Consider the following 23,955-nt stretch of genomic DNA (forward strand, 5'->3'; position numbering starts at 1 on the left):
GTGTGAATACGTATGGATTTTATATTAGACGTTACGGCGCAGGGTCTGGCTTACAGTATCCTCGCCATCGGAGTCCTGCTGACCTATCAGGTTCTGGACTATGCAGATCTGACCGTTGAGGGCAGCTTTCCTCTCGGTGCTGCTGCGGGTGCCATGTGTGTAATGCATGGCATCAATCCGTTTCTTTCACTAATTGTGGCATTTATTGCAGGACTTGCGGCCGGTTATGCGACCGGCTTCCTGCATGTTAAATTCGGTATCTCCAGCCTTTTAAGCGGTATTCTCGTCATGACAGGGCTGTATTCAATCAATCTGATTGTAGCGGGAGATATGAGCAACATTCCATTGTTTACCTATGACACGATTTTCTCCTACGGGGCGCTGCTTGGCAATTCCGCAGGAGGATCACTGGGCACCTGGATCGTGAAGCTGTGGCCGATTTTCATCCTGCTGGTTCTCGTTTTATTCCTGAAGCTGCTGATGGACTGGTTTCTGGATACGAAATACGGCTTTCTTATGCGTATTGCAGGAGACAATCCGCAGTTGATTGCGACACTGGGAAAGGATATCGGACATATCAAAATGAACGGTCTTGCCATCTCCAACGGCTATGCCGCTGTGTCCGGTGCAGTGGTTTCTCAGTTTCTGAAATATTTTGATATCACGCTGGGTACCGGAATGATCGTTATGGGACTGGCTTCTGTCATCATGGGGCTGACGCTGTTCAAACGCTTTACATTCATCGGCTTCACAACAAGTGTAATTCTCGGTGCCATCACCTATCGGCTGACGATTGCGGCTGCCTTAAAGGTGGGTCTGCCGCCAAGCTATCTGAAGCTGATCATGGCTGTCATCTTTATCGCGGTGCTTGTTCTCGGCAATGGTGTGATGGGGAAATTCTTCCATCGCAAGGTTCAGGAATCGTGAGGTGAGAGTATGCTGAAACTAGAACATGTAAAAAAGACCTTCAACAAGGGCAGTGCCAATGAGGTCATCCTGTACAGGGATTTGAATGTGGAAATCCACGACGGTGAATTTGTCACGATTATCGGTTCCAACGGCAGTGGAAAATCAACGTTTTTCAATGTTATCAGCGGAAATATCCGACAGGATGCAGGAAGTGTCTCCTTTAACGGAAAGGATGTTTCCCGTCTTCCTGAGCATAAACGCTCCCAGTTTATAGGACGTGTATTTCAGGACCCGCAGAAGGGAACCTCCCCTTCTCTGACAATATTGCAGAATATGGCAATGGCCTATCATAAGGGAAAAAGCTTTGGTCTTACTAAGGGAGTGGATAAGGCTTTGATTCCACTGTTTGAAAGAGAGCTTGCAGATATGCAGCTGGGGCTGGAAAACAAGCTGCATGTCAGTGTCGGTTCCCTGTCCGGCGGACAAAGGCAGGCATTATCGTTATTGATGGCAACCCTGATTACACCGCAGCTTCTGCTGCTGGATGAGCATACGGCTGCCCTTGATCCGAAAACAAGCGATCTGATTATCCAGCTGACCAAGAAAATTGTGGAAGAAAAGAAAATGACTACCATCATGATCACCCACAACCTGAAGCATGCCATCACCTACGGGGATCGTCTGCTGATGTTTCACAAGGGGGAAATTATTATGGATATACCAAAAGAGGAAAAGAAACAGCTGACAGTGGAAAAGCTGATTGAGAAGTTTAATTCCCTGAATATGCTGGATGCTCTCGATGATGAGCTGGCATTCAGTGCACAATAGAATACGATAGCGATAGACTTTTGCGGGAACGTATCCTGTGGAAGTCTTTTTCCTGTCCGAAGGGGAGAATACCGGCTACAAATGTCACACATAGCCGTGGAATGTGCACATGTTTCACTGCTTGCGCCAAGAAAAGAAAACGTGCAGCCCTATTGACCTCACGTTTTCCCTGCAGTATTCAGCCGTTCTGTATGGAATCAGTTTCCACCTCGTATATCCGCTTTTCGCTCCGGCTTCAGTGATACCTTTTCAAAGATAAAATCTCCGCCGTCTCCCAGCGGGCTCTGCGCCACCAGACCGACCTTTAATTCTTCTTCCATTTCCATGCGTAATATGCGATGCATCCTCCAGTGCAACCCATCCAGAGAATAATGAATCGCAAATATATGATCTTTGCGGCATAGCTGCAGCCATATGGAATCGCTGTCTGTTTCCACTCCATTGCAGTCATCTGAGGTTGTATCCGTTATAACAGATACAACAGCTCTGGTATGCAGATCAGTATACTCAAAGCAGGCCTTCACCCAGCGTGTTTCAGACTCCATTGCCATAAGAGCCGGTGCATCATAGGTGGAAAGAAAGCGCTGGGACACCTTTGCCTGCAGGACAAAATCCCCTTTCACCCGCTGAAACAGAAAGGCTGCACTGGCATGAGCCTTTCCAGTAATCGGACCCACTACAAAGTCGCTTTTCGCGCTGGCATGCAGGATAATCGCTCCATCCTCCTGCCTATAGGATGCATCATTCATTGTTTCAAATGTCATGTTTCCTCTCCTTTATTCGTTTCCATACGCTTCATCCCAGATTCCTCCTTCGCCTTCAGCCGGCATACATGATAGGCACGGTCTCTATGCTCGATATTTTTCTCATAATTCTTCTGGTAGATAACGGAATAAACAAGATCAAGCAGATATTGTGCAGATACATGAGAGGAAAAGGTTGTTATTTTCTGATAGGAGGATTCAAAGCCGCAAAGATACAGACGGCAGGTGGCAAAATAATGCAGTGTCTTATCGTGTCTGCTGGATAACAGCAGGACGGTTACCTTATTCTCATACAGCTGCTTTACACATTCCTGCACATGATCGGAGATTCCCGCGTAGGAAAGGATGATTGCCACATCCCCCTGCTTGGCGGAGGCACAGTACAGACGCTGCTGCAGCAATTCCCCCGCGACATGGATATGCATGCCGATTTCCTCCATCTTGCGTGCAAAATTCTCCGCTGCCTGCAGATTGGTATTCGTCGTAAGAATATAGGTGAAGCGTGCCTGATAAATATGCTCTGCGAACGTTTCCAGCTGTGTGATATCAAGCAGCCGTATGGTTTCATCAATCGAGGTTTTATACAGACTGCCCAGTGTCTGAATCAGCTGTGCGGTGGATTCCTTTTCCGTAAAGGGGTAATCGTAATTCACCTCACTGGGACTGCTCAGCTTCTCGTTCAGCTCACTTGCCAGCTGAATGCGAAAGGCGGAAAAGCCCTCAAAGCCGAGCTTATGGCAGAAGCGATAGACACAGGAGGTACTGACTGCAGCTGCCTGTGCCAGCTGTGTGCCGTTCATACGTATGACCTCTATGCTGTTTTTTAGAATATAATCACACAGGGCCTGCTCGTTCGCACTCCAGCTGCGGGTATTCTGTAAGGTTTCCCGTATATGCATACACATCCGTCCTTTCCTCTTCATTATAGCGGTATGACAAAACTTTGTCATTCCTCTTTCGTGCTTTGACAATTTTTTTTCATATTTTCCGTTTTCCACAGCGAAACCGTGTCAACCTTTTTTCAACCGTTCCCTTGTCTGTTTACAGGATAGGAGTTTCTGCGTTACACTGCATATGTCAAAAGGAGGACAATCTTATGTATAAACTGATCGTCTGCAGTGTCGATGATACACTGCTAACCAACAATCACACACTGAGCGAGGATACAAAGGAAGCACTGCTGCAGGCCCAGCAGGCCGGTGCACGTCTGGCTCTGATCTCACGCCGTTCTCCGCAAAATCTGAAAAAGATCGCAGAAAAGCTGCAGATGAATACGTATAAGGGTTATATCGCCGCCTGTCACGGAGCCTTTCTGCAGGAAATGGGCAGTGAACGCGTACTGCGGAAGAAAGAGGTTTCGCTGAAGCTGGTGGATAGAATCAAGGCACTTGCCGAAGGACAGGATGTCACACTGTCGATTGTGGAAAACGGCTGTCTGTATGCGAGTGGCATTGACCCTTATGTACAGCTGGAGGCTTTACTGAACGATATGCGGCTGTGTCCCTGAGAGGCATTTGAGGACATCAGTGATACGGTATTGAAGCTCTATGTTACCGGAGAAAGCAGCGCCTTAAACGGCTTTATCAGCTGGATGCCGAAAACCCTGGAGGAAGAAATCAAGCTGATTCGCAGCGGCAGAAATATGTGCAGCATTGTCCATGCCGATGTGGATAAGGGAACCGCATTACAGTGTATTATGCAGGATATGGACATTCAGAAGGAGGATGTGCTGTTGATTGCGGACAGTACCAATGACAAGGCGATGGCACCGTATGCAGGCTGTGTAAGCGTTATGGCGAATGCAGAGGATGAGGTGAGAAAGGATGCCGCCTTCCTTACGCACAGCAATGAAGGTGATGGTATCGTACGGACACTGGAGGTACTGACACAGGATGTGGAGGTCATATAACAGCGGCAGTATGTAACAGCAATTGATAACACCAGACATAGAAACGGGAATTCTTTCAAAAGCAGTTGGAAAAGTTCCCGTTTTGTTTTATACTGAAGGAGATGTAACCGTTAACAAGTTATGGAGGAATGCTATGAGCAGATTAACGATTATGACCGCTACCAATGCGCAGCGGGTCATAGAAGATCTCTACAAGGATCTGGAACGAAGAATCATCGCCAGTCCGCCGGGCCTTTGTCCGGTTGATATGGCAAGTGCTTTTCTGAAGCTGTGTCATGCACAGACATGCGGGAAATGCGTACCCTGCCGTGTCGGTCTGGCACAGCTGCAGATGCTGCTGGAGGATGTACTGGAGGGAAGAGCGGAGCTTTCCACTATCGATCTGATTGAAAAGACTGCACAGAATATCTCATGGAGTGCGGACTGTGCAATCGGACAGGAGGCTGCCGACATGGTGCTGAAGGGTGTGCAGGGATTTCGGGATGATTATGAGGAGCATATCCTGCACGGACGCTGTACGGCCAGTCTCAATCAGCCGGTTCCCTGTGTTTCCATGTGTCCGGCCGGTGTGGATATTCCCGGCTATATCGCATTGGTGAAGGAAGGAAGAAATGCCGATGCTGTCCGACTGATACGGAAGGATAATCCCTTCCCTGCCGTCTGTGCCTATATCTGTGAGCATCCGTGTGAAGCGCGATGCAGGAGAAACATGCTGGATGATTCCATCAATATCCGCGGTATCAAGCGCTATGCTGTCGATCATGCCGGCTATGTGCCGCCAGAGCCCTGTGCAAAATCCACCGGAAAGCGGATCGCCATTGTCGGTGGAGGACCCGGTGGTTTAAGCGCTGCATATTATCTGCAGCGAATGGGGCATCAGACAGTAGTTTATGAAAAACGAAAATCCCTGGGAGGCATGCTCCGCTATGGAATCCCCAACTACCGGCTGCCCAGAGCACGCCTGGATGAGGAAATCGAAGTAATAAAAGCCGCAGGTGTGGAAATTCATACCGGTGTGGATATCGGTAAGGATATCGCCATGTGTGATCTGGATAAGGAATTTGATGCTGTTTATCTCGCCATCGGTGCACAGACAGATAAAAAAGTGGGTATTCCGGGAGAGGATGGAGAAAATGTCATTTCAGCGGTTACGATGCTGCGGAAAATCGGTGATGACATCATGCCGGACTTCAAGGGAAAACGCGTGCTCGTCATCGGTGGCGGAAATGTTGCCATGGATGTTGCCAGAAGCAGTAAGCGGCTTGGTGCAGCCTATGTGGGAATCGCCTATCGCAGACGACAGGAGGATATGACTGCCCTGCCGCAGGAGGTTGAGGGTGCACTCGCGGAGGGCTGTGAGCTATTGCCTTTACAGGCACCAACGCGCATTGAACTGGATGAGGAACAGAAGGTCGCGGCTTTATGGGTACAGCCGCAGATGATTTCTTCCTATCGCAAAGGACGTCCTTCACCGAAGCAGGCGGATACAGAGGAAAAACGGATACCCTGTGATATCGTCGTTGTGGCCATCGGTCAGGGTATAGAATCTCAGCATTTTGCGGAAGAGGGTGTCCCGATCCGCCATGGTGCTATCGACGCGCTGGATCATTCCGGTGTGGAAAACATGGAAGGCATATTTGCCGGGGGAGACTGTGTAACCGGTCCGGCTACCGTGATCCGTGCCATTGCGGCAGGTAAGGTCGCGGCTGCCAATATTGATGAGTATCTCGGTTATCATCATGCGATTGAATGCGATGTGATCATTCCTGCGGCGAATTATGCAGATCGTCCAAAATGCGGCCGTATACAGCTGAAGGAGCGACAGACCACCATACGAAATGCTGATTTTGAGCCGATTGAATATGGTATGAGCAGTGAGGAGGCACAGCAGGAATGCGGACGATGCCTGCGCTGCGACCATTACGGCTTCGGTGTATTCAAAGGAGGAAGAACGACAAAATGGTAACGATAACGATTGATCATCAGCAGATTGCCGTCGATGAGCAGCTGACAATTCTAGAAGCCGCAAAAGAGGCACATATCGAAATTCCTCATCTTTGTTATCTCAGGGATATCAATGAAATTGGCGCATGCCGTGTCTGCGTAGTAGAGCTTCAGGGTAAGGATAAGCTGGTCACCGCATGCAACACCGTAGTCCAGGAGGGGATGGTCATTTATACCAATTCCCCAAAGGTACGCTATGCACGCAGATGTAATGTGGAGCTTCTGCTTTCTCAGCATGACTGCGAATGCGCCTACTGTTCACGAAGCGGAAATTGTTCACTGCAGAAGATAAGCAACGACCTGGGTATCACTTCCCTTCCGTATGAAAAAAAGGTGATGTATACCCCATGGAATCAAAGCTTTCCTTTGATTCGGGAAAGCAACAAATGCATCAAGTGCATGCGCTGTATTCAGATATGCGACAAGGTACAGAACCTGCAGGTATGGGATGTGCAGAATACCGGCTCCCGTACAACAGTGAATGTATCCCTGAACCGCAGTATTGAAGAGGCGGAATGCAGCTTATGCGGACAGTGTATCACACATTGTCCGGTGAATGCCCTGCATGTGCGCGAAGACAGCGAGCGTGCCTTTGCGGCATTTAACGATCCGGATAAAATTACCATTGTGCAGATTGCTCCGGCTGTCCGTGCCGCGTGGGGGGAATCGCTCGGGCTGCGTCGGGAAGAGGCAACGATTGAAAAGCTGGGAGATGCCTTTCGCAGAATGGGTGCTGATTATGTTTTCGATACGGATTTTGCAGCGGATCTTACCATCATGGAGGAGGCCAGTGAATTTCTGGAACGACTGCACCATAATAAGGAGCAGGAAATGCCGATGTTCACCTCCTGCTGTCCGGGCTGGGTACGTTTTCTGAAATCGCAGTATCCGGATATGGTTTCCCATTTATCCACATCAAAATCACCGCATCAGATGTTTGGTGCTGTTACGAAAACATGGTTTGCGGAAAAGCTTGGTGTTGATCCATCGAGCATTTATAATATTTCTGTCATGCCATGTGTTGCAAAGAAGCATGAAATTGATATTCCGGTCATGAATGATTCCGGTTACCGTGATGTGGATGTCGTTTTGACAATCCGTGAGGTAGTCCGTATGATCCATGCCGAGCATATCGATGTCGGCTATCTGCAGGATCATCCACTGGATGACCCGCTTGGAACGGCCAGTGGAGCCGGTGTGATTTTCGGAGCTACCGGCGGTGTCATGGAAGCTGCCCTGCGTAGTGCCTATTATTTTGTGACCGGTGAAAATGCAGATGCGGATGCATTTGCGAATGTCCGCGGTATGGATGGCTGGAAGGAATCCACATTTGAAATACAGGGAATCCCGGTACGATGTGCTATCGTCAGCGGACTCGGAAATACCCGCAGACTCATCGAGGCCATGCGCAGGAAGGAAGTAGCCTATGATTTCATCGAGGTTATGGCTTGTCCGGGCGGCTGCAGCGGCGGAGGCGGACAGCCGATCCATGACGGGGAGGAGCTTGCGGCTGAGCGTGCCGATACGCTGTATCATCTGGATCGCAACGCCAAGCTTCGCTATTCGCATGAAAATCCCTCCATTCATGCTTTGTATGATGAATATCTAGGAAAGCCGCTTTCAGAGCTTGCGGAGAAGCTGCTGCATACCGATCATGAAGCCTGGAAGATGCCGCATACAGAACGTTAAATAACAGCTGTCCAAGCAGAAAGAGAAAACAGCCTCTCATTGTGAAGTTCTCTTATAACAGCAGACAAAGCAACGTATAAAGGCATGGAATCCAGTGGATGATTCTGTGCCTTTCCATTTCATACACGTACCTTCGTACAGAGAAAGCTGCCCTGCCAGTAGGTCAATTGCAGGTGGTCATAGAGGAAGCATCATTGAAGTAATCCATCATCCTATGCAAAACCACGCATACTTCTTTCATTTTCCCCAAACCTTACGTATAATAAAGGTAACAAAACGGAGATGATACCATGACAGAAGTTCTTCAAAAGCAAGCAGCAACGCTCTATAAGCTTCCTCGCTTTCGCACTGCATTTCATAATGTTATTCTATACTCACTGCGCAGCAACGGATATTATGACTACCGCTATATCAGCAGAAGCATCACCCGCGCAGATGTTCTGGTTGCGGACACCCCTGCTTCACAGCTGCAATATCTTACCGAGATATCCGATCAGACACTGCTGCACTACACCTTAAAGCACGCGGCGGTGATGGAGAAACGCCATCTGCTGCTGCTGGAGCTGTTGAGACAGGCAGGGTATGAAAAAGACATAGCGGTTAAGGATGCTATTCTATATGAGAAGGATGCTGTGCAGCTAGTAGAAATCACCTCCCTTCCGCAATATATGGAAATCATCCTACTGTATCGTAGGGCGCATGTTTCCTTCTATTTCCGCGGACATCAGAATATGAATTATAAGATGACTCCCTCCCTGTTTCGCAGTCCTGACATGGCGGTGCGGGAGGATGCCATCTATAAGCAGACGCTGATTGAATATCCGATGGATTTTTATAACAGCAGAAGCCATTTTGAAAAGCTGGTGAAAATGCAGCACTATCAGGTGTGCACCCGTTTGCTCGACCTGACAACCAATCCTCTTGTGGCACTGTTTTTCGCCTGTGAGGATGCCACAAGGGATACCGGACAGGTTCTCGTATTTGAGAGCAGGGAAGCCCCGTTGTTTCCGGACAGTGATAAGGTCTGTATGCTTTCCAGTCTGGGCTTTTTGAAAGAGGATGTCCGAAAAGCATTACGTGAGGAAGACGCAGAAGCATTTTCCGGAAGCGTGAGTGCCGCAATGCTCCTGCATGAAATTCAGCGGGAATTACCGGCCTTTCAGCCCTATATAAAGCAGCGTGACCTACGACAGGTTTTGCTTGTGCAGGCAGCCATGGATAACATTCGCATACAGCGCCAAAACGGCTTGTTCTTCCTGTGTGGAAACTATGCCAGTGATGATGAGGAGCTGCAAAGCGTCCTGCGGAATAAGCTGCTGCACCATGAGGGGAAACAGATGGTCTTTTACATCAAAAAGAAGGAACAGCTGCTGGAGGAGCTGAAGCTGGTACGTATGTCACATAAAGACCTGTATGGAAATCTGCAGGAAGCTGCATGGGATATCATGCACAGCGCTCGGTAGAATTGGAGAAATTATGGAAACCTATAAAATTTCACAGATAGCAAAATTGCTTGGATTGAGCAGTGACACGATTCGCTTTTATGAAAAAAAGGGTCTGGTACACCCTTCAGTGAATCCGGACAACCAATATCGGGAATATGATCTGGATAATATTCTGGAGCTGCTGGATATCATATATTACCGGCATCTGGATATATCCTTACAGGATATTCAGTCCATCTGCACCAGCAGAAGCAGGGAAAATATGTATGAGCTGCTGTTGAAAAAGAAACAGGAAACGGAAGAAAAAATACGGTATGAGCAGCAGCTTCTGAAAAAGCTCACCTGCATATCCGAGACGTATCAAAGAGTGGAATCCAATCAGAACATCTGCAGTATCAAAGCCTTTCCGACATCTGTCATTCTATTTGAAAGTGAAAAAACAAGTGATTTTTTCACACAGCAGATTGCCCATCTGACACAGGATCAGTTTGTCTTCTGCTCCCTGTTTAAAACCTATCATATCGATAACTGTGACATACAGCCGAGAAAAACCATCATTGCACTGGAACAGGATATCATGGAGGAGTTGCACATGGACTACCCGCCGGCACAGCTGATAAAAGCGCATAAGCAGCCATGTGTGTTCCTTGTGATCCACATGCTCCACAGTCAGATTCACCCTGAGGATATTGCACCGCTGCTCACCTATGCCGCAAAGCAGAAGCTAACCCTGCAGAATACCCTGTATCTGCGGGAGATACCCCTTACCAGCTATCAGGATGATCAGAATTATTATGCAGAGCTGTATATTCCCATATGTGAGGACTAAATCCTCATTTTTTTATGATTTTTCCTTGACCTTGGAGCTGCTTCAGGGTTTATACTTACATCCGCACGGAGGTGAAGTCAAAATGAAAAAAGATTATATACACAAGCAGTTCTGGAACTATGTGCTTCCTTCCATGTTCACAATGCTGTTAAGCGGCTTCTATGCGATTGTGGATGGGTTGTTTGTAGGGAATGCAGTGGGGGATACTGCTCTGGGGGCTATCAACCTCGCTTATCCGATACAGGTAATATTAAATGCTACAGCAATCGGACTGGGGATTGGAGGATCTGTTGTCATGTCCCGCAGCCGTGGTGATGGAAAAGAGGACAAGGCACGCCATGCCATGGGATCGACACTGGCACTGCTGCTTGTCTGTGGAATCATTTTGTCTGTAGGACTGCTTGCACTGCACCCGATGCTGCTGCGTATGCTGGGAGCGAAGGGAGCCATGTATGCACAGGCCCGCTCCTATATCATAGTTGTACTTATGGGGGGACTGCTCCCTGTTCTTGGCAACGGATTGAATCCACTGCTGCGCAATTACGGGAAAACCTTTCTGGCAACGGCAATCATGAGCAGCGGACTGATGACGAATATCATCCTCGATTATTTATTTGTCTTCCGTTTTCATATGGGACTGGCAGGTGCGGCTTGGGCAACCATCACTGCACAGGGTGTCGTCGCTGTCCTTACGCTGCTCTATATGTATGCCAGAGAACTTAAAAGCTATTCCCGAAAGGATATTGTGCCGGACATACCGCTTGTGCAATCCATCGTCCGCATCGGACTTTCCCCCTTTGGACAGACAATGGCACCTTCTCTTGTTATCGTATTAACCAACTGGATGTGTCTGCGTTATGGCGGTGATGCAGCGGTTACCATTTATTCGGTGGTTTCCTATGTACTGTGCAGTGCACAGCTGCTGCTTCAGGGAATCGGCGACGGTGTACAGCCTTTGATCAGCTTTTATTACGGTGCCAAAAAGGAGGATAAGATTCATATTCTGTATCGAAAAGCCTTTTTTGTAACGATTGCGGTTTCTCTGATTCTCTGCATAGCGGTAGTCCTCTTCCTGAATCCGCTGACCGCTCTGTTTGGAATCAGCGATGCCATCTTTGAAGGAGCGAAGACTGCTATTTTGATCACTACGCTGTCTTTTCCCTTTCTCGGTATTACCAGAGTTACATCAGCCATTTTTTATGCGACAGAAAAAACACGAAATTCCACTTTTCTGGTCTACATGGAGCCCTGCTTACTATTACCCTTAAGTTTGTTTGCTTTATCCTTCCTGTTTCAGCTGAACGGAATCTGGATGGCCTACCCTGCAGCACAGCTGATTCTTTGCGGAATCGCCCTGTTTATGAAAAATCCCCTGCACGCACCTGCCGCACTGCCGCAGACACAGGAACAGACGCTGTGTTAACGCGAACGACCCCAGAATTACAGACGACGGAATGCTATATTTGCGTGCTTTCTGTAATACAATTATTAAGATGCAGCACAATGTAATAAAGCACGGTATGACGCTGTTGTATCTAACTCGTATTACGACATGCAATACACAAATAAAATAGAAGAAGTAAATTCCAATGCGGTTCTTACTCATGGGGAAAATCAAAAAAGGAGAATTCAGCGCTATTATCTTTCATAGATAAGTTTGAATTCTCTTTTTGCAAACGCCCTGAAAATAACATGATGCTGAAGCTTTATTACTTTCCTCATTTTTTCAGGTTTTCCCTTATTTCTTTACTCGATTTTCTCAGGTTTAGCAGCTTCCCTTATTAGGGAAGAATTCAGCTGTGTATATCGGCTTTTTCTTTTATAAAATAATTGTCTCCATATTACGATTAACGCTTGATCGCAGCTATGAGCAGCATCATCGGTCTGCGCATTTCATCCCGCATGCCTTCAATATCCAGCATATGCTCCGGAGGCTGCGGCTCTATGATGTGCTGAAGCTCAAAGCCATTGCACAGCAGTGTATCGAGATAGGTGGTTAGCGTACGATGGTATTTAACCACTCTTTCCCCCAGAAAGTTCGCCTCCCGCTTTCCTTCGTAATAATAATTATCCACAGGAAAATGCAGGATTTCCCCATTCTCAGCATAATACCAGTCCTGCGTACCATAGGCTGTGAAAACCGGATGCTCAACCGAGAAGACAAAGCTTCCTTTCGGTGTCAGCCATGTGGAAATAGCGGCTGCAAGCTGTTTAAAATCCTTTACATAATGAAATGCCAGAGAGCTGATAACCACATCAAAGGATGCCTTGGGGAATTGCAGATCCTCCATTGCGCTGCATTGATAGGTGATAGCGTAATCTCTGCTTTTTTCTTCTGCAACTGCCAGCATTTTTTTTGAAATATCCACACCATGCACGGATGCAGCTTTCTGCTGTGCAGCATATATACAGTGCCAGCCATAGCCGCATCCAAGATCAAGAACGCGTTTTCCTTCAAAATCCGGAAGCAGTTGTTTCAGCTGTGACCATTCACCGGCTCCCTCCAGTCCCTGAACAGAACGGTTCATTTCCTTATATTTATTGAAAAATACATCGTCGTCATATTTATTTTCTTTCATATTCATGTCCTCCCATGCGAATTATGCATTGCTTATCTGATTGGAATTCACATGGGTCTATGCAATCTTCTGTCCAAGGATGCCTTTTCTCACAGGACAACACTCCTTCCTGAAACCATATATTTCTGTATTAAGTATAGCATACGGCATCAAATCCTGCCATCCTGTAAACGCTGTATTTCCATAAGAGAAAAGACAAAAGGGCCGCAGGCACCAGCCAAATTCTCATAAATCAGAAGCATTACACTGCTCATAGCACAGCATCTATTTGCAGCTTTATCAATGAATCACAGCGCAAAAAGAAAAAGCCTTCTGCAGACTGCAGAAAGCCGTATTCTTTCCTATCTCTCGTTGTTCAGACTGGAGAAGAAGGAAAGCTGATAAATACCACAGATACCTACCAGAATATAAACAGCTCTGGAAAGAATCGATCCGGTACCAAACAGCATATCTACCAGGTTGAAATCAAAGAGTCCAATCAGACCCCAGTTGACACAGCCGATAATACTGATAATCAAAACGATATAATTTATGACTTTCATATACATCCTCCTTGCTATTTAGTCTGGACATTTTCCTGTGGTTTATACCGTGATCTTTTCGACGAAAGACAGAAGAGATGTTATAATAAAAAGAGAGGAGTGTTATTTATGAATATCCCGCTATGTGTAAAGGACAGCTCCGTTCGAATATTGTTTACAGAGGGCAGAGACAGACGAATGATGGAGGCAGCGATACGGCTTTATAACGAACAGATTCTCACTCCGCTGTTGTATGGAGATACCCGGCAGCTATATGAGCAGGCAGAGGCATATGGTCTTTCTCTCACCGGAATTCAGATTGTAGATCCAAAGCGGTTTACACAGCGTGAGGACATGATTCGCCGCATGCTGGAGCTGCGTAAGGGAAAAACAGATGAACAAACATGCCGGGAATGGCTGAAAAAGGATACGTATTTCTGTACGATGTATGTTGAGCTGGGATATGCCGACGGACTGCTCGGTGGTTCTGCCAATTCTACTGCCGATACCCTACGTCCGATTATGCAGCTGATTAAAACACGCATGCCGCATACCATCGTCTCCAGCTGTTTTCTTATGAGCAGAAGGGATGAGCATTATATTTTCGCAGATTGCTCTTTAAACCGAAATCCCAACACGGATGAGCTGGTGGAAATCGCATTGCAGGCAGCGGAGAGTGCAAAGACCTTTCAGCTGGAGCCAAAGGTAGCCCTGCTTTCCTATTCCACACATGGAAGCGGGAGCGGAACAGATGTTGATACTGTACGTGAAGCCGCACAGCGATTACAGCGCATGCCGCTGGATTATGATGTGGATGGCGAGCTGCAGGTGGATTGTGCATTGTCCAGACGGGTAGCTGAGCTGAAGGCGATGGATTCCACAGTCGGAGGTAATGCCAATGTTTTGATCTTTCCGGACTTGAATGCAGGCAACATCGGATATAAGCTGGTCGCCAATCTGGGTGGATTTGAAGCACTTGGTCCGATTCTGCAGGGTGTACGGCTGCCGATGAATGATCTTTCACGCAGCGCAACAACAGAAGAGATTTATAAAATGGCAATCATTACCGCCATGCAGAAGGAAGCAGGAATCAAGATGAGGAGGCATGGAAATGCAGACAGCATCGATTTGGGAATTTAAGGGGTATACCATGCGCTCATCGCGGATTGAGGATAAAGACGCATATTATTTAGCCGGATTCACAGAATGTGACAGCGAGGTTGCACGTATGACCGGCAGTAAAATGCACTACAGCAAAGAGGAAGTGGATGCATATTTTGTGAATTGTCTCAACGATTCCACACGATATGATTTTCTGATATTTGATCCGCAGGGCAGCCTGATCGGTGAGAGCGTAATCAATGAAATTGATGAGCAGGCACGTTCTGCAAATTTCAGAATCTGTATTTTTAAAAGCAAAAACTGCGGAAAGGGAATCGGCAGCTGGGCGATTCAAACAACAAGAGATTTCGCCTTTTGCGAGCGAAAGCTGCACAGACTTTCACTGGATGTGTTCTCATTCAATATACGGGCCAAAAAAGCCTATGAGAAAGCAGGGTTCCGCGTGGAGGGCATTCTGCGGGATGCCATTTGGGATAACGGTGTATATGCCGATGATATCCTGATGTCCATATTGGAGGAGGAATGGAAACAAATCGCGTAAACAATCACTGGAATTGATAAAAGGTATCCGCAATATGCAGTGGAACTGTTTCCATCCACTGTTCTAATGCGAATACCTTCTTTTCTATGCCTTTATCAAATCATGTAAAATTTATGCGATAGCTGAAGGAATCCCTATGAATTCCCATTCCTCATCAGGCTGTAACGCTTTACCTCAATGCTTATGCATGTAATACTGAGCTACAAAGCTGCTGAATGATTGATAAACACCTTTTGCACAGGACGCTTTTCTTGAATTCCGGCTTATCCGTGCTTTCGCTGTAAAGCTCTGTGTATCCATTTTTCAATTTCCACGATTGGAATGATGGAGACAGACATGAGCAGCGCAACAGCAAATTCCGCAACGGAAATATGTTCAAACGCAAACAGCTCGGATAAAACAGGAATATAGATGACCGCAATCGTCAGGAAAAGTGCACACACGACAGAACCGATGAGATACAGGTTCTGTTTTTTCATATGCACAACGGACTGCTTCAGGGAACGCATATTGAATGCGTGAAACATTTCTGTCATCGACATGGTCAGAAATGCCATGGTCATACCGTCTGCACTCTGTGTGATTTCCCAGACACCGGCTTCCATAAAATGACCGACAATATAGGAAAAAAGGGTAATCAGTGTAATAGCACAGCCCTGAAATATGATTTGCATGTGCAGGCCGTTGGCAAACAGCCCTTCACTGCTAGGACGCGGAGGCCGCCGCATCAGATCCTCATCCCCCTCCTCCATGCCCAGCGCGAGAGCAGGAAAGGTATCCGTCAGCAGATTGACCCATAGAATATGCACAGGCTTTAATATTGTAAATCCCATCATCGTGGCAAGGAATATGGAAAGCACCTCACTAATATTGCTGGATAGCAGAAACTGAATGGCCTTACGGATATTATCATAAATCCTACGCCCTTCCTGAACTGCCGACACGATCGTCGCAAAATTATCATCCGCAAGCACCATATCTGCCACATTCTTTGTAACATCAGTTCCTGTGATTCCCATACCGACACCGATATTTGCACGCTTGATGGCGGGAGCATCGTTAACACCATCTCCGCTCATCGCAACAACATATCCCCTGGATTTCCATGCATCCACAATACGTACCTTATGCTCCGGCTTTACACGGGCATATACAAATGTCTGATCAATGCGGGCAGTCAGCTCCTCCTGTGACAGCGTATCCAGTGTACTGCCACTCATCGCCTGTGAGGTATCCGTTATGATAGTAAGCGATTTCGCAATTGCCACCGCAGTATCAATGTGATCACCGGTAATCATGACCGGACGGATGCCAGCCTTACGGCACTGGGCGATCGCCGGCTTTACCTCCTCACGTACCGGATCCATCATGCCGCACAGACCGAGAAATACCAGATTGGACTCTGCTGTTTCCATATCTGTTTCGATATGCTCATTCCATTTGCAGGCAGCACATAGTACACGCAAAGCACGATCTGCCATGCGTTTATTCATCCGGTTCAGCTCTTCGCGATCCTCTTCCCGCATCGGTTCTATTTTCTGATTGCGCCAAATGCCCGTACAGCGCTGTAAAACAACATCCGTCGCTCCTTTGGTGAATTGCAGAACAACACCGTCAGACTGCCTGTGCATCGTGGTCATCATCTTGCGCTGGGAATCAAACGGAAATTCATGAATACGCGGATACTTCTGCATTTCCTCATTGATATGAAACAGCGTTTCCCCATATGCGCTCAGCGCAACCTCTGTAGGCTCTCCCTGCATGGTTCCATCCGCATGTACCTGCGTATCATTGCACAGGCTCATTGCCAGTGCAAGCAGACGCTCATCATCACCGAAATGCTCCACCACCTGCATACGGTTCTGTGTCAGGGTACCGGTTTTATCCGAACAGATCACCTGTGTACAGCCCAGTGTTTCCACAGCGGTCAGCTGTCGTATGACTGCATTGCGCTTTGCCATGCGCGTCACACCGATTGCAAGCTGCACCGTTACTACCGCGGCAAGGCCCTCCGGAATAGCCGCAACAGCAAGGGAAACAGCCAGCATGAAGGTATCCAATAAAGATTCCGCACGCAAATCACCATTACGTAACAGCTCAAACAGAAACATAAAAGCACAGATTGCCAAAACCAGAAGACTCAGCAGTTTGGAAAGCCGGTTCAGCTTCTGCTGCAGAGGTGTTGCTTCCTCTCTGCTTACCAGAATCGCATCTGCAATCTTTCCCATTTCTGTATGCATACCGGTTGCAGTGATCACTGCACGTCCTCTGCCATATACCACACTGCTTCCCATATAGACCATATTTCTGCGATCACCCAGCGGTGGATTGTCTTCCTGCAAAGCCTCTGTTTGCTTTTCCACCGGAAGGGATTCACCACTCAGGGCAGACTCCTCCACCTTCAGGTTGGCACATTCCAGAATCCTGCCATCTGCCGGTACAGCATCTCCAGCCTCCAGTACGATTACATCCCCGGGAACAAGGTCTTCACTTGCAGTAACCCGTATCTCACCATTTCGCACGACCTTGCAGGCAGGCGCATTCATGTGCTTTAAAGCTTCTATCGCCGCCTCCGCTTTTCCCTCCTGATACAAGCCGAGCATCGCATTTACCATGACGACAAACAGGATGATAAAGGTATCCGCATAGGATTCATGTGCATATGCGGAGGTGATTCCGGAAATGAGCGCAGCCCCAAGCAGTACGATGATCATCGGATCGGAAAGCTGCCTGACCAGCCGTTTCAAAAGGGATGCTTTTTTTTCCTGTAATTTATTCAGACCAAATACGCTGCTTCGTTCCTGTGCCTGTGCTTCACTCAATCCATGCATGCTGCTGTGCTGTTCCTGTAATGCTTCTTCCACTGTTCTCTGATAAGCTTCCATAGTACCGCCTCCATTGAAAAAAACTCCTATACAGCTGTGCTGTATAGGAATTGTACGTTTATTCAGCCAGCCTGTGACTTCATACGATGCAGACATCCGTAAATCGCGATTCCTTTCTGCATTTATTTTTCATGGTTATCTCTACCTGTATTGTAAAGCATACAGACCCTTCTGTAAACAGCCCCTTTTTGCAATTCGGACAAAGTCATGAAATTGTCTAGCGAAACAGCGTCCCCTCCTCGAAGATTCCCCACACAGCCTGTGGATCTGTCTGTGTTTTCTGTATGGAAAATACCACCTGTGCATCCTGAAAGGTAAAGCTTCCATTTCCCTGTGTTCCGTATCCGTCATCCGAAAAGCTGAATGATGCTGTATCACCGTTTCGCTGCGCAGTGCCGGAAATAGTGGCAACCTGCTGCGCATTCTCCGGATTCAGACTCGTCAGAGTATAGGAAAAGGTGGTATCTGTTACATCGGATATAACAAGTGTACTGTGATTTCCACTATACGTTCCAGCGATGTCCTCCTGCTTCTGCGGCTTTTCTTCCTGTTGCGGAGTCTGCACGTTGGCACCGCCACGGGTAAAGATGTCCTTATTATACGGACCACAGTTAATCGTTTGTCCCTCATACTTCAGCTGATTGCTGCTTCGAATTGCAAAGGTATAGGTCCCCTGTGTACTGGTTGCTTTGATGCTGTGATCCGAAATGCTCCACGTTCCACTCACATCCTGCATTCCCTCACAGCTGTTTTGTGTGAAAACAAAGGAACCATCGCTCCTGAGTACAATTGCAGATGCAGCACCGTTATGAGCATTTTCGTCCGTAAAGGTACCGGCCATATCCTCCATACGGTATTCCTGCTTCTGTGAAAAGAGCTCATCTCCGTATTTCCAGTAAAGGAATCCGCCTCCAGCCGCCAGACCAGCCACAAGCAGCAACAGGACCAGAGCCAGCGGCCATGTCCTTCGTTTTTTGACAACGGTTTGCTTCTTTGTTTTATGATCGGTTCTATGCTTTGTTTTCCGCTTGGTCTTTTTTCTGGTTTTGCCTTTTTTCGCCTTCTGTTTCTTATTCTTTTGATCAGAAGGCTTTGACTCCCTCTGCTTTTTCATGACTGATCGCTCCTTCGCATCAATCAGCTCGCTGCTGTCAACCTGAAAAAGCTGGGCAAGTCGCTCCAGCTGTTCCTCATCCGGAACACGGATGCCTGCCTCCCAATCGAGTAACTCCTCCTGCTCTATACGCATATATGCAGCAAGCCGCTGCACGCTGATTTCATATTCCATGCGCAGCTTTTTAATATTTTTACCAGACATATGGTTTCACTTCCTATCTTATGCTAGTATTATCCCCGACACGGAAGAAGAAAGTCAAGAAAACCGACAGAATCGTAAGAATCTGATAATAGAAAAAAAGACTCCTTCTATTGATAAATATAAGGAATCATGAGCATTTCAACAAGATTCGCATCCTTATGGTCTTCAAAGGTTCGATATACAAGCCGCTGGAAGACAGGACCTTTCTGAATGAGGTGTTCTCTTTGAAAAAAGGTGCGGATGCGCTCACGGGTTAAAGCTGAACGCTTGTCATTATGCTCAAACGCATAGATTACCACAGCACACCCCGGTAGATATGAGAAGCCGAATTCCTCACTCACTCCAATTTCAGCAGCGCAATCTTCATAAATGCCAAATCCGCTGATCCCTTTACGGTCATCGTCTTCTTCCTTTGAGATAAGGGCACATTGGAAAAACAAATCCGCATTTTTCTGAAACAGATTAAATTGGATGGAATCCTGCGCATCCTCCTTGATGTTCAAACAGTCCTCCTGTGAAATAAAGAAGATACCCGGTCTTTGGATATAAATACAGTTGTACAGACAATAGGCCGTCATTTTCAATACGCTGATATAGTGGTCCAGGTTCATCAGCTTCTGCTGCAGCCGCTGTATCTCCTGCACATAATCATTGCGCTTCTGCTGTACCATTTCACGATGCGTCTGTACATTGCCGCGAAGAATATTTTCACGTATATTGGATAGCGAAATTCCCATATGAGAAAACCGCTGAATATATAGCAGCTGATCAATCTGTTCACTTGTATAATAGCGATAATTCGTTTCCGGATCTTTGAAGGGTACAATCAGCCCCAGTCGTTCATAGTGCCGGATCGCCTCCGGTGTCACCCCCATGATTTTTGCAATCTTTCCGATTTTATATTGCATATCATCACCCCGCCCTTTGTATTATACTATACAAAAGGAATTTGTAAACAGGGATTTTAAGAATACGAGAATGTCTGTCTCAATTTAGCCATACCACTTTTATAGAATCCGATTTTTCCTGTCTTTGGCTGCTTTAACGGCTGTTGATGAAATCGCATATATGAATTCAGATGATGCGTGAATGCCAAAGGTACCATGTGGATGTAACCATATATTCAGCACAGTTTTAACCGGGTTCTATGATAGATAAATCTGCTATTCCGGATGGCCATGTATCTGACAGCTGTTTTATATTGCATTGGATACGTACACATTCCTTGGAAGGAGGGCAAAAATCTTTGTAAAATATAAGCAAAGGATATGCAAAGCAGAGGCTGTTCATCAGAATGAATAGAAATCAAAAGACCATATATACGCACGCCGTCATAAGGACGCTGTTATAATTTCCATATATTTCTATATTTTGATTACGATAAGTTATCCTGCAAGATTTATTTTGTATATTTCATGTTTTATATATAATATGAATACGAAACATGTTATAATCAAAGTGCAGAGATCATAAAGAAAAACAGCATAGAGCATGTGTACAGCAGAAGGCAGGAAATCGATTGCCTGTAGCAGTTAGGATAAAGCATGTATGCCAATCAGAAAGATGTTCTGTCGTACAGCATGTCATCATACAATGCTAAATAGAGCGATTGCATAAGCGGATCATGCAAAATGAGAAATACTAGGAGGAAAAAACTATGGCAGAGGAATTTAGAAGAATATGGTCATTCATTGAAAAAGCGGAGCCGGCACAGGAGATGCTGTCTGTTCTGGTACCTGGCGAAGAGATTCTGCAGTGCTATAAGACAAATCGAGATATGTCAGCACTGACGAACAAAAGAATCATTATTTTTGACAGACAGGGTCTTACCGGAAAGAAAATCGAGATTTATTCCATTCCTTATCGTTCTATTGACATGTGGTCTACAGAGAATGCAGGGAAATTGTTTGATATCGATGCCGAGCTGGAGCTGTGGACAAAAGCCGGACATTTCAAAATCAATGTGGATAAAAAGTGTAACATCCGTGAATTTGATACCATATTGGGAAACGCGATACTGGATTAGTTCTTACTTATATCTTATGTTAGCATGAAAATATACCAAAGCTTTGATATCGTTTATATGACGATATCTTTTTTATCATGCTGTGTTCCTATGTTTAAAGAAATCGGGCAGGTAAAGGCTTTATCGTATGTAACGGATGGAAGACCATCCGCTGGTATCAGTCAAAGGCAGGGTTGCACTGATAATAGTTTTCCGCATCCAGCTGACTCTGAACATAGGCAAGTGCTTCTCCAAACCTCTGGAAGTGTACGATTTCACGTTCTCTTAAAAAACGCAGAGGGGCAATGACATCGGGGTCACTGGCAGCCCGTATCAGATTTTCATAGGTTGTCCGTGCTTTCTGTTCCGCAGCCATGTCCTCAAACAAATCAGTAAGCGGATCGCCTTTGGATTGGTAATATGCGGCAGTAAATGGTGCTCCGCTGGCTGCCTGTGTCCATATGCCGGTTGTATGGTCAACATAATATGCATCAAATCCACCTGCTTTTATTTCCTCGACGCTGAGATTTCTGGTCAGCTGATACAGGATTGCGGATACCATTTCCAGATGAGCAAGCTCGTGAGTACCTAAAAGTTATCCGTCTGTAGAAACAGCTGCTTATTGGTGTCCGAATACCGTAGATACAAGAGTATCTATTGTGTAGTGCGATATAACTATAAAGACCAATATGCATAATTAAATTTATTATTTTCATAGTAATAAATAAAAATACCTATATAGATAACAGGTTACTATATATTTTTTAATGACACATCGCAATCGCCTTTGCATAGTTTATATCGGAGGTGAGTGAAATGACAGGCACATTAACAATTGAAACTATGGAAGCAAACGGTGCTCCTGTTAATCAGGCAGCTATAAGAGTGTATGAGAGAACAGACAGTGCTTCTAACTTTATAATGGGATGTTATACCGATGAAAAGGGACTAAGTGAACCTATTACTCTCCCTACCCCAGACAGCACACATTCCTTGCATAGCATTCCACAGGCATGTCCTTATGCACAATATGATGTACAAGTCATAAAAGATGATTTTGACAAAGAAATAATCAACGGTGTACAGATATTTCCTAACACAAATTCTACTTTGACCGTTATTATGCAATGCTGTAATGGCAGGACACCAAAGACAAACACAATTGATATAGAGCATCACGAATTATATGATAAATGAATTGATACAAACAATGCTACTCTCTAATGTGGAGAGTAGCAAATTGGCTATTCATATACAGACTCTTAAATTACATTTTTACTGATGCAATCACAAATACACAGTTTAAAGCTAAATGAGAGTGAACAAATATACATTAAGTTTTAGCGCAAGTTACCAATTAGATCCGCACCGGGCATTTCTCATGCAGCGTACAAATTGACGTGCGCAGCGATTTTCTCTACAGTGTTGACGCATTGTGTTGCAAGCTACTCGTTCTGATTCATTCAATGCGTTTGTACCATAATCATCGCATCTACAATTTCTATCACTATCGAATCTGTCAAAACCATAATCGTTAAAGTCATAAGCATTACATTCACATCTGTTACACATATATATTTCCTCCTTACGTGTTATTGAGATACATCTGCGTATCTCAATATATGATATGGAGGAATTAGATGCCTAATTAGGCTTATTATAATACTTATTGATAAAAGATTAAACGTCTGATTATCATTAATTAAAAGACCACCATAAAGGTGGTCAAGTGCCGCAAAATACTGCCTAGGTATCTCTTTCTTTTTAATGGGCGGCAACGTAATCATTATATAGCTTATATGAACATTTGTAAATACGTTATGAATATTTTAGCGTTATTAAGCAAGATAATAAAAAAGTTCGGATAAATCCGAACTTCGCCAATGATAGTGGCCGCCTTTGTTCAATACCTAGGCAATATTCAACAGGCGAAAATATTCTATCATATATATTTTTAATTTCAAGTATTTTGTTTTTTTCTGCACTTTTTTTGTGTTTTAACATATATTATAATGAGTGATAGCTAGCTAAAACTCACACCTCAATTTCTTAATTCATGAAAAGAGCTGCTATGAACGGCTCTTTTCCTTATGCCATACCTACATTTAATCAACATTTCATTTGCTTGCAGATTTAAAAAGCCGGAATACACCGGCCTGACTCTCTGTGGGAAAATATTGGGGTATTTCCGAAAGGGGTAGAGAGCCAATAAAAGTATATTACATATTCACATGTATGTAAACTCTAATTATTTAATTTTTCTTAATTCTAATTCGATAATAAAAAGCCAGCTTATAGCCGGCTTTTGTCCCATTGTCACTGCATAAACTGTATGAAAGAGTGACTACGAAATTATATAGCATTTCTTCAAAAATTGCAAATCATTATCTTAGTAAAATATTGTAAGTTCGATGTTTAACAAAAAAAGGCTACTCTCTGGTGTGGAGAGTAGTTAAATCTGAAGGTATATAATATCTTAATTCTAATAAAAAATCAACAAAGATTATGTGATTTTGCAAAAATTTATTGATTTTTTTTGATTTTATCTTATAATATATATGTGGATATAATCCATTTATGCTCATCTACCGTGATGTAGAAGGAGTT

19 protein-coding genes and 2 pseudogenes are annotated in these 23,955 nt (G+C 45.5%); 12 read left to right on the forward strand and 9 right to left on the reverse strand.

Features of this window, described 5'->3' with window-relative positions; translation table 11 throughout:
- The first annotated feature begins 12 nt into the window (after positions 1-12).
- Entirely contained in the window at positions 13-927 is a 915-nt protein-coding gene (locus tag G4D54_19420) for an ABC transporter permease (GenBank protein QJA04442.1), read from the forward strand.
- A gap of 9 nt (positions 928-936) precedes the next feature.
- Entirely contained in the window at positions 937-1,737 is an 801-nt protein-coding gene (locus G4D54_19425) for an ATP-binding cassette domain-containing protein (GenBank protein QJA04443.1), read from the forward strand.
- 197 nt (positions 1,738-1,934) lie between these two features.
- On the opposite strand, the gene G4D54_19430 is transcribed toward G4D54_19425, so the two are convergent.
- Positions 1,935-2,501 carry a DUF1349 domain-containing protein gene (locus tag G4D54_19430; GenBank protein ID QJA04444.1) on the reverse strand — a complete coding sequence of 189 codons (567 nt, stop codon included), beginning with the start codon at positions 2,499-2,501 and terminating at the stop codon, positions 1,935-1,937.
- Positions 2,498-3,406 (reverse strand): MurR/RpiR family transcriptional regulator, encoded by a 909-nt coding sequence (locus G4D54_19435; GenBank protein ID QJA04445.1) that lies wholly within the window; start codon positions 3,404-3,406, stop codon positions 2,498-2,500. Before G4D54_19435 ends, G4D54_19430 begins: the two co-directional genes overlap by 4 nt.
- A gap of 191 nt (positions 3,407-3,597) precedes the next feature.
- Between G4D54_19435 and G4D54_19440 the strand changes: the two are divergent.
- The 6 genes and pseudogenes from G4D54_19440 to G4D54_19465 all read left to right on the forward strand — a co-directional run bounded on the left by G4D54_19440 (position 3,598) and on the right by G4D54_19465 (position 11,800).
- A pseudogene (locus G4D54_19440) lies at positions 3,598-4,410 on the forward strand (HAD hydrolase family protein).
- A gap of 133 nt (positions 4,411-4,543) precedes the next feature.
- Entirely contained in the window at positions 4,544-6,376 is a 1,833-nt protein-coding gene (locus tag G4D54_19445; protein ID QJA04446.1) for an FAD-dependent oxidoreductase, read from the forward strand.
- Positions 6,370-8,103: a 4Fe-4S binding protein gene (locus G4D54_19450; GenBank protein ID QJA04447.1), complete on the forward strand. Its 1,734-nt coding sequence runs from the start codon at positions 6,370-6,372 to the stop codon at positions 8,101-8,103. Before G4D54_19445 ends, G4D54_19450 begins: the two co-directional genes overlap by 7 nt.
- 290 nt (positions 8,104-8,393) lie before the next feature.
- Complete coding sequence (locus tag G4D54_19455; GenBank protein QJA04448.1) at positions 8,394-9,566, forward strand: FRG domain-containing protein; 1,173 nt, start codon at positions 8,394-8,396, stop codon at positions 9,564-9,566.
- A gap of 13 nt (positions 9,567-9,579) precedes the next feature.
- Positions 9,580-10,377, forward strand: a complete 798-nt coding sequence (locus G4D54_19460) for a MerR family transcriptional regulator (GenBank protein ID QJA04449.1) — start codon at positions 9,580-9,582, stop codon at positions 10,375-10,377.
- An 82-nt stretch (positions 10,378-10,459) separates the two neighbouring features.
- A complete protein-coding gene (locus tag G4D54_19465; GenBank protein QJA04450.1) occupies positions 10,460-11,800 on the forward strand; it encodes an MATE family efflux transporter in 1,341 nt (446 codons plus the stop codon).
- Between the two features lie 424 nt (positions 11,801-12,224).
- Here G4D54_19465 and G4D54_19470 read toward each other — a convergent pair whose 3' ends face one another.
- Together G4D54_19470 and G4D54_19475 are read right to left on the reverse strand one after the other, a co-directional pair.
- Positions 12,225-12,956 carry a class I SAM-dependent methyltransferase gene (locus tag G4D54_19470; GenBank protein QJA04451.1) on the reverse strand — a complete coding sequence of 244 codons (732 nt, stop codon included), beginning with the start codon at positions 12,954-12,956 and terminating at the stop codon, positions 12,225-12,227.
- A gap of 341 nt (positions 12,957-13,297) precedes the next feature.
- The gene (locus tag G4D54_19475) at positions 13,298-13,498 is read right to left on the reverse strand and encodes a DUF378 domain-containing protein (protein QJA04452.1); all 201 of its coding nucleotides are present in this window, start codon (positions 13,496-13,498) and stop codon (positions 13,298-13,300) included.
- 108 nt (positions 13,499-13,606) lie between these two features.
- Between G4D54_19475 and pta the strand changes: the two genes are divergently transcribed.
- Both pta and G4D54_19485 read left to right on the forward strand, forming a co-directional pair.
- Positions 13,607-14,617 carry a phosphate acetyltransferase gene (gene pta, locus G4D54_19480; protein QJA04453.1) on the forward strand — a complete coding sequence of 337 codons (1,011 nt, stop codon included), beginning with the start codon at positions 13,607-13,609 and terminating at the stop codon, positions 14,615-14,617.
- Entirely contained in the window at positions 14,589-15,140 is a 552-nt protein-coding gene (locus G4D54_19485) for a GNAT family N-acetyltransferase (GenBank protein QJA04454.1), read from the forward strand. The genes pta and G4D54_19485 overlap by 29 nt, the downstream gene beginning before the upstream one ends.
- 263 nt (positions 15,141-15,403) lie before the next feature.
- Here G4D54_19485 and G4D54_19490 read toward each other — a convergent pair whose 3' ends face one another.
- From G4D54_19490 to G4D54_19500, 3 genes are all read right to left on the reverse strand, one after another.
- Positions 15,404-18,025 (reverse strand): cation-translocating P-type ATPase, encoded by a 2,622-nt coding sequence (locus tag G4D54_19490; protein QJA04455.1) that lies wholly within the window; start codon positions 18,023-18,025, stop codon positions 15,404-15,406.
- 217 nt (positions 18,026-18,242) lie between these two features.
- Positions 18,243-19,343, reverse strand: a complete 1,101-nt coding sequence (locus G4D54_19495) for a helix-turn-helix transcriptional regulator (protein QJA04456.1) — start codon at positions 19,341-19,343, stop codon at positions 18,243-18,245.
- A gap of 107 nt (positions 19,344-19,450) precedes the next feature.
- Positions 19,451-20,251, reverse strand: a complete 801-nt coding sequence (locus G4D54_19500) for a MerR family transcriptional regulator (GenBank protein QJA04457.1) — start codon at positions 20,249-20,251, stop codon at positions 19,451-19,453.
- A gap of 749 nt (positions 20,252-21,000) precedes the next feature.
- On the opposite strand from G4D54_19500, the gene G4D54_19505 reads away from it, so the two are divergent.
- Entirely contained in the window at positions 21,001-21,369 is a 369-nt protein-coding gene (locus G4D54_19505) for a PH domain-containing protein (GenBank protein ID QJA04458.1), read from the forward strand.
- A 157-nt stretch (positions 21,370-21,526) separates the two neighbouring features.
- Here the strand turns inward: G4D54_19505 and G4D54_19510 are convergent.
- A pseudogene (locus tag G4D54_19510) lies at positions 21,527-21,940 on the reverse strand (manganese catalase family protein).
- A 224-nt stretch (positions 21,941-22,164) separates the two neighbouring features.
- Here G4D54_19510 and G4D54_19515 point away from each other — a divergent pair.
- A complete protein-coding gene (locus G4D54_19515) occupies positions 22,165-22,545 on the forward strand; it encodes a hypothetical protein (GenBank protein QJA04459.1) in 381 nt (126 codons plus the stop codon).
- Between the two features lie 153 nt (positions 22,546-22,698).
- Here G4D54_19515 and G4D54_19520 read toward each other — a convergent pair whose 3' ends face one another.
- Positions 22,699-22,920 carry a hypothetical protein gene (locus G4D54_19520; GenBank protein QJA04460.1) on the reverse strand — a complete coding sequence of 74 codons (222 nt, stop codon included), beginning with the start codon at positions 22,918-22,920 and terminating at the stop codon, positions 22,699-22,701.
- Between the last annotated feature and the right edge of the window lie 1,035 nt (positions 22,921-23,955).

This window comes from [Clostridium] innocuum, from assembly GCA_012317185.1.
GTDB lineage: Bacteria > Bacillota_I > Bacilli_A > Erysipelotrichales > Erysipelotrichaceae > Clostridium_AQ > Clostridium_AQ innocuum.